Raw genomic sequence first — 11,871 nt, 5'->3', positions numbered from 1 at the left:
CCCCCCTCTATGCTGGCTCAACCAGAAGGTTGAGCCAGCACACATTTCCCCGCCCATGTATCACTCTTAATAAAACAAGATCTTAGATGGATTTTTCCACCTATTCGCAGCAATTGATAAGACCTAGCTAGCAATTTATTAAATGGCACGTTGTTGGATTTACTGGTCAGGTTAAGGCTTAGAGTATCGACATTATTGTGAAACCAATTGAACGAGAAGAATGAACTCCTTTGACTTTGATGTCCCAGTTTCTTGTGTCATTTTTGACTGTGACGGCACCTTGGTTGATAGCGAAGTGCTGTCCCAGATGGCGATCGTTGAGATTTTCTCAAACTACGGCGTGAAACTGGATTTGCAGGAATGTCTTGATAATTTTCAGGGTGGCAAACTGGCAGATATCCTGATCCAGACCTGTGAGCGCTATAACCTGAAAATTTCGATTGATGAACTGGAACATCTCTATCGCCAGAAGTGTTCAGAACTGTTTGCTGACCACCTTGATCCGGTCGATGGCATACCGGAGCTACTCGATACGCTCAAAGAGGTCGGCATTGACATGTGTGTCGCCTCAAATGGGCCTGTTAATAAAATGAAAATGTCTCTGGACATGACAGGCTTACTTCACCATTTCCGCGACCATCTCTATAGTGCATTTGATGCCAACAGCTGGAAACCTGCCCCCGATCTTCTCCATTATGCTGCCATGAATATGGCAGTACTGACTCAGGAATGCCTGTTTGTCGATGACACGCTATTGGGGGTAGAGGCAGGAATCAATGCAGGTATGCGCACGGTTTATTTCAACCCGGGAAACAGAGAAAACATTGAGCATCCTCTCGTGATTTCGGTCAGCTCAATGAAAGAACTACAGGCGCTGATGGAACGCCTGCCGCTGTCAGACTGCTGGGCGTGATCACACTGAAGTGATCAGTATGCCGTCATCAATCATCTTACCGAGAATTTCAGAGCCTGAACTCCCACTGATACCTAAATCCTGGCTCAGTTGATCCAACGACTTATTCTCAAAGACAATCACCTGACTGTCCGCTTCTCCCTCAAGGCCAACGGTCAGCGTCGCTTTACCCTCTTTGTCTGAAAGAGAAACCAGATAATCTTCAATACTTTCGTTGTTCAAGCCATCCAACAAATCGGAAAGGTCTAACACGTCCATACTCACGTCGAAGTCCGTCAAGGTGTCGGTCGCCAAGGAATCAGCATCACCACGGAGGAATTGGAATACGTCGCGCCCTTCTCCACCGGTCAACTCATCGTCGCCCGCCCCGCCAATCAAGAGATCTTCACCAAGACCACCGTCCAGAATGTCGTTGCCACCATTGCCTTGGAGGGTGTCTGACTCATCACGGCCCACCAGCAAGTTTGCGTTTTCATCCCCTGTCAGCTCGGTGGTATTGATCAGATCGCTCAAGTCGGCATCTGCATCGGCGTTGTCATCCACCCGGATGTCCAGCACGCTCTGAATCCGCAATCCACTCTCGTTGACCAAGGTATAGTTAAAAGACTCTAACACGTCGTCACTTGGTACATCGGTCACCAATTGATAGACATAATCACCTTTTGTATGGGACTCGTCGCTTTGCCCATAAATGGTCAGCGAGCCGTATTGGGTCTCAATGATCATCACACCTTCAGAAGCGTGATAAGTGGCACCTTCAAACTGCACAGATTCAAACAACCAGGTTCCGCTTAAGGCATCATTGTCGAACAGGTTCCCTGTGGCGATGTGTGCATTCACGTCACCATTTAGCCCCGACGTTTGAACCGTGGCGATATCTGCCACCACGCGGGAACTGTCGTCATAACTGAGAGTAAGCTGTGCCTGTACACTGTTACTGTCTGAATCAGCCAGTGTGTAGGTAAAGATTTCATCTTTGACGTCGTGAGTGGTGAGTTCAGCGAAGATCGTTTCAACCGTGAGGTTTTCAACATCCAACGCCACATAACGGAAGGTGTTATCGGCCGGCGCGGAAAGCGACAGCTTGCCGTCCGTTAACGTACTGGAACCTGTGCCAACGACATTGCCCGACACGTCATAGAGGAACCAGTCCACCACTTCATTGTCGGCTAAGCCTGAAACCGTCAACGTCGCTTCGTCGACTTCATCATCGAAACCATAAATCGAAGCCGAATAGTCCCCGCCTTCATCCGACGTATCGAAGGTGAACATGTCTGCAGTGAGGTCATCTTTATCAACACCATTGAGCGTCAAAGTACCGGTATCAAGGGTGATGAAGGTATTATCTCCAACCTGCTCAATGCCCAGCTCTGCAAAGGTATCAATCGTCGATGCGTTCTTGATAATAATGGTGTCGTTGTTGGTATCGAAATCCATCACTGTGTCATTGCCAGATTCAAACACCACGGTGTCTGAGCCTTTACCGAGTGTGAGCTCATCATCACCCGCGCCGCCCACCAATCGGTCATTACCACGGCCACCGTCTAGCGTGTCATTATCAGCGCCGCCATAGAGATGGTCCTCGGCATTGTCGCCTGACAGGGTATCGTTACCCGCTTCACCGTAGATTTCATCCACACCGTTACCGCCAGACACTGTGTCATTACCCGCGCCTGCGTAAACAATATCTGCACCGTTCCCTGCATCAATCGTGTCGTCGCCATCTGTGCCTATAATCGCGCCTTCTTCCACTTCGTGCTCGACAATCCCTTCATGTGAAGGGTGATGCACCTCATCCAAGTCCAGCCCGTTCTCTGCATCACCACTTAAGAAGGCGGCACTTGTCAGGTTGCAACCATAGAAGGTGACCCCATTGGTGCTACCAAAAGCGGTGTTCAGTTCGCTGGCGTAGAATTCTGTCTGCACAGATGAGGTGAAGGTGTAATCGCCGTTGGAAGAGACCGTCAGTTGTCCTGAGTCCGCGCTGATGGTGACACTGCCATCAGTCAGCACGTAATCCACACCATCGTAGGTCACTTGGGTCACGTTGACAGAGGAAGGTGACGTCAGGGTATCTGCACCACTTCCATCACCATTGCTGCCAGAGATAACGTTACCCGTCGCCGTCGAAGACGCAGCAATCTCGTCACTGTCATTGGCGGCAACAATATCGTCTACCCGATTAACGGTGACACTCACATTTTCCGAGTCGACATAGGTTCCATCGCTCACCCCTACCGTAAACGACAAGCTTTCCAACGGATCGGCAGCACTGTCGCTATTAATCGCCGCTACGCCTGCTGCGGTCAGCAACACCTGATTCCCGACGAGTGTGAAATAGCCAGCGCCATTATTACTGAGGCTGTAAGTTAGTATATTCTCATCAGCATCAGTCGCCGACAGGGTCGCAACCACATCATTTTCTGCGACGTTTTCTTCCGTCAGTTCGTTGACAGAGACAGTCAGCTCAGGTGCATTGTCATTCACGCGGGTGACAGTCACGTTTGCATCATCGCTGCCTGTGCGGGAGCCATCTGAAGCTGTGACAGTAAAGTTGATGGCGCTGATTTCGGCCCCATCATCGTTGATCGCTTCTACACCCGCCGCAGTCAGCTTTACTTCATCGCCATCAATGATCACCCAATCTGCATTCGCGCCTGAGATGGTAAAAGTCAGCTCATTTTCGTCTGCATCGGAAGCGGAGATAGTCGCCACCACGGTATCAACAGAGACGGATTCTTCCTCCACACCGACCTCGGTCAGGGCGATCACGGGGTCATTATCATTCACACGGGTGACGGTCACGTTCGCATCGTCGCTGCCTGTGCGGGAACCATCTGATGCCGTGACAGTAAAGTTGATGGCGCTGATTTCCGCGTCGTCATCGTTGATGGCTGCAACACCCGCCGCAGTCAGCTTTACTTCATCGCCATCAATGATCACCCAATCTGCATTCGCGCCTGAGATGGTGAAAGTCAGTTCATTTTCGTCCGCATCAGAGGCAGAGATAGTAGCGACCACAGTGCCGACCGACACAGACTCTTCCATTACATCGGTCTCGTTCAGGGTGACAACAGGAGAGTTGTCGTTTAAACGCGCGACGGCTACCGTATCACTGGCAACGACGGTATACGTTCCGTCAAATGCCTGAACTGAAATCGGTATGCTGGATATCGCATCGACGCCGTCTTGATTGATAGCGGCAACGCCATCTGCAGTCAGGTATACACCGTTCCCATTAAGCCGGAAGTAGCCGTCATCATTGTTCAGCAATGTCAACGAGACATCATCTGCGTCCTCATCTATCGTTGTGATGGTCGCCACCAGCGTTGATTCTGTGACCGACTCTTCGGTCAAATCTTCAACAGCAAGGGAAAGTGTTGGTGGAGTGTCGTTATCACGACCAACAAGAAGCGTGGCAGAGGCATCCGTGGCATTCTCCCCGTCACTGGCCTGAACAGAGATCGTCAGGGAGCGGATATCCAAACCGTCATCCTGTACCGCCGCGACGCCATCCGCGGTGAGGGTTACTTCGCCGTCTGCAAGGAGGAAGTAGTTATCCTCGTTGCCAACCAATGACAGGGTGACATTATCTCCATCCGCATCAGCAGTGCTCACAGTCGCCACAACCTGCCCGACGGTGACGGCACTTTCAGAAATGTCACTGGTGGAGATGTTCACGGTAGGGCCGTTGTCGTTCACTCGAATGACTGAGATTGTGTCGGAAGCACTGGCTTGAAAATCACCGTCAGAGACGGTCAGAAAGATGCCCAATGATTCGATGTTCAGGGCATCATTATTGATCGCTTCAACACCTGCTGCCGTCAGCAGCACTTCACCATCTCCTAGCGAAAAATAGCCGTTATTGTTGTCTGTCAGTGTGTAGCTTAGGGTGTTTCCATCAGCATCGGAGGCCGAAAAGGTCGCAACTACCATGCCTTCAGAAACAGACTCCTCAGTCACATCAACCGCTTCCAACGTCAGCGTGGGAACGTTGTCGTTCACCTTGTTAATCGCAAGCACGCCAGATGCCTGCTCACTCAACTCACCGTCATCGGCCTCGACCACAATCGACATACTTTCCAAGCCGAGGGCATCATTGTTAATCGCATCCACGCCAACCTGAGTCAGCACCACATTGTCGTCCTGAATGCGGAAATATCCGTCTTCGTTATCAAGCAGATTGAGGGAAACGGCATCATTATTCGCATCCGTCGTGGTGATCGTCGCCACGACCTGATCTTCAATGACTGACTGTTCTGTGACCGTCAGCATCGAGAGCATGATAGAAGGCGCCTGATTGGAATCAGTGGGTGATGGCTCTGGAGATGGCGTGGTTGGTGTGGAACCAGGAGTCGTGGGGGCTGGCGACGTCACATCCGTAGTGTCAGTGGTTTGTGTCGCTTCGTTTAATTGTTCAAAGAAAAAACGTTGCAGTGAAGAGAGGGAGCTAAGCTGAAATGCCGTCAGATTGTTTGCATTCAGTGATTCGACATTTTCACTTTCCTCACTTTCTCCTTCTTCCAGCAGCTCAGTCAGGCTTGGGCGTGAGCCAGAACCTTCCACAACCACATCACCGGCAACAAAGAATGTGGATGAACTGGTGGCTTGGCCAGCAGCTGGATCTGCGTTTTCGCTGGGGTCCTCCCCTTCTTCGACGCCGCGCCGAGCTGCATTCACGTCCTCGTTAGCATCAGGTGGCGTTTCAAAGCGAAAGCCACTGTTGGCATTCACCTGAATTTCCCTTTCACCATTTTCTTTGAGAACCGCGCTACTGCCGTTTTCCGTGACTAGCACTTCTTCCGGTTTAAGCTCTGCGTATTGTTCTGCAGCCCTTACGCTGCCATCCGGTGCAAAAATTAATGCGTTACCATCCAGTTGCGTAATAATCATTTTGCCGGCCATTGTGTTGCCCTCATACTCGGATCAACGGCTTCCTGCCTGTTGAAGCGGGTAAATTTCGTGCTAGACGCACTTCTCCATTACTAACCGTAGTGCATATGTCTTGTGACTGGATCGCGTGATCTTAATCCTAAACTCAGTCTTTTGGAGGAGAAGGGATGAGACGACAACCTGATGGCTAGATAGCTTGTTGATATAAAAATAAAAAAGGGACGCTTCAGCGTCCCTTTAACAACGATAAGTAGGATTATGGCAAGGTCTTCAAACTCTGCTCATAATCATCAAATGTCTGCATCACAGTGTTTTCCGCACCGCCTGTCGCTTTACTCACAGCGATAATTGCAAGACCCGCCAGAACGAAGCCAGGGACAATCTCATAGATATCGAAAATCCCGCCAGTCAGTTGTTTCCAAACGACCACGGTCACACCACCGACAATAACACCAGCCAGTGCGCCGTTGCGGTTCATGTCTTTCCAGAACAGGCTCAACAACAAGGCTGGACCGAACGCAGCACCGAAACCAGCCCAAGCGTAAGATACTAAGCCCAGTACCGAGCTTTCTGGGTTCATCGCCAGCATCAACGCAATGATGGAAATACCTACCACGGCGAAACGACCAACCATGACCACCTCTTTGGTCGATGCATCAGGACGGAACACTTGTTTGTAGAAATCTTCGGCCAGAGCAGAAGATGACACCAGCAACTGGGAATCCGCTGTGCTCATCACCGCCGCCAGAATTGCCGCCAGCAAGATACCTGCAATCACAGGGTGGAACGCCGCGTTCACCAGATACATAAAGATGGTTTCGCCGTCTTCCAGTTCACCACCGAGGTGTTGATCAACGTACAGGATACCCACCAAACCAATCAGGATTGCGCCTGCCATAGAGACAGCACTCCAACCCACGGCGATACGGCGTGCTGTAGTGATGTCCGCATTGGTACGTGTTGCCTGGAAACGTGCAAGGATGTGCGGCTGACCAAAGTAACCAAGCCCCCAGGCCACCAGAGAGATGATCGCCACGGCAGTCAGAGGCTCACCGTTAACATCTTGCCAAAGGGTCAGAAGCTCAGGGTTTTTCGCTTCCAGCGCAGCAGGCAAGTCAGTGAATGAGCCATCCAGCGTTGCAATTGGCACGATCATCAGTGCTGCCGCCATCAAAAGGCCTTGCACCAAGTCAGTCCAGGATACTGCCAGGAATCCACCAAACAAGGTGTAAGAAACCACACAGACAGTGCCGATGACTACCGCTGTGGTGTATTCAAGGCCAAAGACTGTCTCGAACAGTTTACCGCCTGCAACCAAGCCTGAGCTGGTATAGAAAAGGAAGAACAGCAAAATGAAGAAGGCAGAAATGGTCTGCAACAGTTTTGATTTATCTTCAAAACGGCGAGACAGGAATTCGGGGATGGTCAGTGCATTGTCTACTTCGATGCTATAAGTACGAAGTCTTTTGGCGCAAATCAACCAGTTTAAGTAAGTACCCGCTAACAGACCACCTGCAAGCCACAGCGATTCAATACCCGCTGCGTAGGCATAGCCCGGCAGACCAAGCAGCAACCAGCCACTCATGTCTGACGCACCGGCAGATAATGCCGCTGGCCAAGGCCCCAGTGAACGCCCACCAAGGAAGTAGTCTTCTGAGTTTGACGTGCGCTTGTAAGCGTATACGCCGATTGCGAGCATTAGAATCAGGTACACGATAAACGTGGCGCTGATTGCAAAGCTGTTTTCAATCATGTTTTTTCCCTCAATAACAAGGCACAAAGATTGAGGATCATAGATCTCCAGTGCCTAATTCCGATTATTTAAAACCGTCAGCAACAGAAAACCCAAGGTCTCTGCTTTGCCAGCAGAGAACCGAGGGGCTGTTGATTTTTAGTGGTTAAATTTTGTTCTCGCTATAAGCGTTTTAGGCGCGGCGAGGTGTGTGCCGCCTAGTTATTTTAAGCAAATACACCTCAACAAAGCATAAAACGCTTAGAGCAGAACCCTTCGGGCAGCGTTTGTGGGGTATTTCTGCTGCGTTATCGGCTTCTCATGTAGGCTAGCTACACATCAAAGCCTCTGCCTTGCATAACCCCCCCACAAACTGCTGCAAAAATCACCACCAAAGGTCAACAGCCCCTTGAGCTTCATCACATCGGGTTACTTGGGTTTAATGTTCGCCACTACCAAGTTCCAGCAGGGTGGCATTGCCCCCTACCGCAGTGACGTTTATGGTTCTCGTCCGCTCGGTAATAAAGCGGAGTAGATAGGTTGGCGAAGCGACAAGAGGTAATTGGGTTGCGTTGTCTTCAGCGACAAACTGCACCAACACACCATCTCGAGCTGCCAGTTTTCGGTTCATAGCAATCAAGGTTGCTGAATTCGCCACCGCGGCCACACCACAAATCGGTGCAGAGACAATGACATCTTCCGTTGTTTCGCCATCAAGCAGTGAAACAAGTCGGTTTGGTACACTGGCTTTCACCAAATCGCCAATCAGCGCCTCAGCTTCATGTTTCAACGATGCTGGTACTGACAACAGCGCGCAATTACCTGCAACCAACGCGGCCGTCAATTGGCCTGCCAACGCAACGACAGACAAAGACTCATCGCCTGTCACCAGAAACAGTCCACGGCCCGCTGTATAGAGCTCGTTGGTTTCACCCGTTGGACCAGGCATATCATGGACAGGTGCAATCAGAGCTTCTGCCTGATTAAGGTGGAAGCGAATGAGGTCTGCTGCAGGCTTAAAATCACCGCCACGTTGCCCTACATTGTCCGCCCAGTTGCTGAGCAGCAACACACGCTCCAGTACACCCAGATTATTCCACTCTTCCCAAACAGCTTGGCTCTGCGCCGCCAGCGTCGATACTTCATTCATTGCTTGCGTTCCTATTACCTTGCTCATGCCACAACCTCCTCTTTCGTGAAGCGATAGAGATAGTGAGGTCCACCTGCTTTTGGCCCAGTTCCTGACAAGCCTTGTCCACCAAATGGCTGCACGCCGACCACCGCACCAACCTGATCGCGGTTGATGTAGCAGTTACCGACTTTGGCGCGGGATTCAATGTAGCGGTAAGTGCTTTCGTTGCGGCTATGAACACCTAACGTCAAGCCAAAGCCTGCGTTGTTGATGTCATCAATCACGCTGTCGAGTTCGTCAGCGTGGTATCGCACCACGTGTAAGATTGGGCCAAAGTGCTCTTCTGAAAGCATTGAGATACTGTCGATTTCAAACGCCACAGGTGCAATATAAGTGCCTACGCGGGTTTCGCTTTTCATTGGGGCTTTGGCAATGAATTGGCTGGTTTTGAACAATTCGTTGATGTGGTTCTGCAACTTCGCCTGAGCCGTTTCATCGATCACAGGGCCAACATCGGTCGAGTGAAGGTAAGGTAAGCCAATACGCATTTCCGCCATGGCACCTTTGATAAGATCAATCACACGATCTGCCACATCCTGCTGCACATAAAGCACGCGAAGGGCTGAACAGCGCTGGCCTGCAGAAGCAAAAGCAGAGCGAAGTACATCGCGTACCACTTGCTCAGGCAGTGCAGTACTGTCGACCAACATAGCGTTCTGACCGCCCGTTTCTGCAATAAACGGCACCGGCAAGGCGTCGCGGGAAGCAAGCGTCTGGTTAATGCGCTGCGCTGTCGGGGTCGAACCGGTGAAGGCAACACCTGCGATGCTGTCATCCCCCGTCAATACACTGCCGATTTCTGCGCCACTACCCGGCAACAGATGGATCACACCGGCAGGAATACCTGTTTCCAAGAGCAGCTCAATGGTACGGAACGCAATCAGTGATGTTTGCTCAGCCGGTTTGGCGACAACGGTATTGCCCGTTACCAAGGCAGCTGAAATTTGACCAATAAAGATCGCGAGTGGGAAATTCCAAGGGCTGATACAGGTAAACACCCCACGGCCTTCACGTCGCAAAGTGACCGACTGGCCATCGAAACGGGTGAAAGATTGCAAGTCGCCTTCAATCATCTCCGCCTGAACCGGGTAGTAACGGAGGAAGTCTACAGCTTCACGCACTTCGTCAATGCTGTCGTGAATAGTTTTGCCCGCTTCACGGTGACAAAGTGCCACCAGCTCGCCCAAATTCTCTTCAAGCAAGTCAGCCAGCTTAAGTAAGTACTCACCTCTTTCTTTGGCAGAAAGTGCTCGCCAACTATCGACATTGGCTGCGGCGACATTCAGCGCTTCTTTGGCTTGCTCTGGCGTCGACCAGTTGATGCTACCCACTTTCAGGCGGTGATCGTAAGGAGCAACCACTGTGTGAGCATCACCTGTCAGGCGTTCACCATTGATGATAGGTCCCGCACTCCAGGTTGCATCCATAAAGGCCTGAACCTTGGCATCATAGGCTTCCCATTCGCTTTCAATGTCGATCGCAACACCTTTGGAGTTCTGGCGTGATTCGCCAAAAATCTCAGAAGGCTGAGGAATTCGCGCATTGTGCAGCGTTGGACGTGACGCCAATGTATCAACCGGATGTTGAGTCAAATCAGACACCGGACATGCAGCGTCGACCAAACGGTGAACGAACGAGCTGTTGGCACCATTTTCAAGCAGACGGCGAACCAGATACGGCAGCAGATCTTTATGGCTGCCCACTGGCGCGTAAATACGTACAGACTGACCAAACATTTCTTTAGCATGGAAGTAAAGTGCATCCCCCATGCCATGCAAACGCTGAAACTCATAGTTATCATGCTGAGCCATGGCTTTCACTGCCGCTACGGTTTGCGCATTGTGGCTGGCAAACTGCGGATAGATAAACCCATTCACATGCTCAGAAAGCAGGAAGCGTGCGCAGGCAAGATAGGCCACGTCGGTGCCTTCTTTTCGGGTATAAACCGGGTAGCCAGGTAAGCCCGCTTGCTGTGCCAACTTAATTTCGCTGTCCCAGTAGGCGCCTTTCACCAGTCGCATCGGGATCACGGTGCTGTGCTCTTTCGCCAACGCCGCCAGCCAGGTAATCACGGGCAGGGCACGTTTAGAGTAAGCCTGAACCACCAGACCAAACTGACCCCAGCCTTTGATATCTTCGTGAGTGAAGAGTTTTTCAAAAAGCTTCAGTGACAGTTCTAGGCGATCCGCTTCTTCTGCATCAATGGTGATCGCCACACCCAACTCCCTGGCGCGCTTCAGGAGGCGAAGCACAGTCTCAGCCATTTCGCCCATGACGCGGTCTTCGTTCGCCACTTCATATCGCGGATGCAAAGCAGACAGTTTGATGGAAACAGAAGGTGATGGCCCGTTACCTACAGACAGTTGCTGGGAAACAGTTTCAATCGCCACCATGTAATCATTGAAGTACTTTTGTGCGTCTTGGGTAGTAAGCGCAGCCTCACCCAACATATCAAACGAATAAGTGAAGCCTTTCTGGCGCAGTGGTTTACCGTTTTCCAGCGCTTCGTTGATTGAACGACCGAGGACAAATTGGTGACCCATGACTTTCATGGCTTGATGCATCGCCTGACGAATCACAGGCTCAGACATCTTGTTAACCAAACGATTGAGTACCTTTCCTGCACCGCCTTCTTTGCGCTCATCGATGGTGACAACTTTACCGGTGAGCATTAGTCCCCAGGTCGAAGCATTCACAAACAAAGATTCGGAATTTTTTAGGTGAGCTTTCCAGTCTGCCACGCCCAGCTTGTCACGGATCAAGGCATCAGCGGTTTTCGCATCCGGCACACGCATCAATGCTTCTGCCAGACACATCAGCAAAATGCCTTCACGGGTATCCAGACTGTATTCGAGAAGAAGTGCATCAATCATCTGCACGGCCGTTTTATCCGCACGCACACGCTCAATCAGATCAGCCGCTTGGGTTTCCGTCTGTTTTCGCTCTTCATTAGAAGGTGTTGCAAGTGGGAGCAGTGATGCGAGCAACTCACTTTCATCGACACAATAGTGCGAAGAAATATGAGGCCATAGCGCGGAAGCGGGTTGCTCAAGGTAACTTGGCACCAGCACATCGGTCGCTTTTAACATAAGCAGATTCCTCTCTCCATCAACCACGAGGCAGTGGTATATGTTACTAATA

General features: G+C 51.0%; 5 protein-coding genes. 1 reads left to right on the top strand and 4 read right to left on the bottom strand.

Annotated elements, in window-relative coordinates; genetic code table 11:
• The first annotated feature begins 220 nt into the window (after positions 1–220).
• Positions 221–913, top strand: a complete 693-nt coding sequence (gene yieH / locus QL223_RS08935) for a 6-phosphogluconate phosphatase (protein ID WP_281544521.1) — start codon at positions 221–223, stop codon at positions 911–913.
• Here the strand turns inward: yieH and QL223_RS08930 are convergent, their stop codons facing one another.
• The 4 genes from QL223_RS08930 to putA all read right to left on the bottom strand — a co-directional run bounded on the left by QL223_RS08930 (position 914) and on the right by putA (position 11,819).
• Positions 914–5,806 (bottom strand): hypothetical protein, encoded by a 4,893-nt coding sequence (locus QL223_RS08930; RefSeq protein ID WP_281544520.1) that lies wholly within the window; start codon positions 5,804–5,806, stop codon positions 914–916. It abuts the gene before it with no gap.
• A 256-nt stretch (positions 5,807–6,062) separates the two neighbouring features.
• A complete protein-coding gene (gene putP, locus QL223_RS08925; protein ID WP_002542610.1) occupies positions 6,063–7,559 on the bottom strand; it encodes a sodium/proline symporter PutP in 1,497 nt (498 codons plus the stop codon).
• Positions 7,560–7,977: 418 nt separating this feature from the next.
• Positions 7,978–8,715: a hypothetical protein gene (locus tag QL223_RS08920; protein ID WP_002542609.1), complete on the bottom strand. Its 738-nt coding sequence runs from the start codon at positions 8,713–8,715 to the stop codon at positions 7,978–7,980.
• Positions 8,712–11,819: a bifunctional proline dehydrogenase/L-glutamate gamma-semialdehyde dehydrogenase PutA gene (gene putA / locus QL223_RS08915; protein ID WP_281544519.1), complete on the bottom strand. Its 3,108-nt coding sequence runs from the start codon at positions 11,817–11,819 to the stop codon at positions 8,712–8,714. The genes QL223_RS08920 and putA overlap by 4 nt, the downstream gene beginning before the upstream one ends.
• Between the last annotated feature and the right edge of the window lie 52 nt (positions 11,820–11,871).

This window comes from Grimontia sp. SpTr1, assembly GCF_947387585.1.
Classification (GTDB): Bacteria; Pseudomonadota; Gammaproteobacteria; order Enterobacterales; family Vibrionaceae; genus Enterovibrio; species Enterovibrio indicus.
The sequence above is the reverse complement of the archived record's forward strand: the minus strand, read 5'-3'. Positions and strand labels throughout refer to the sequence as shown.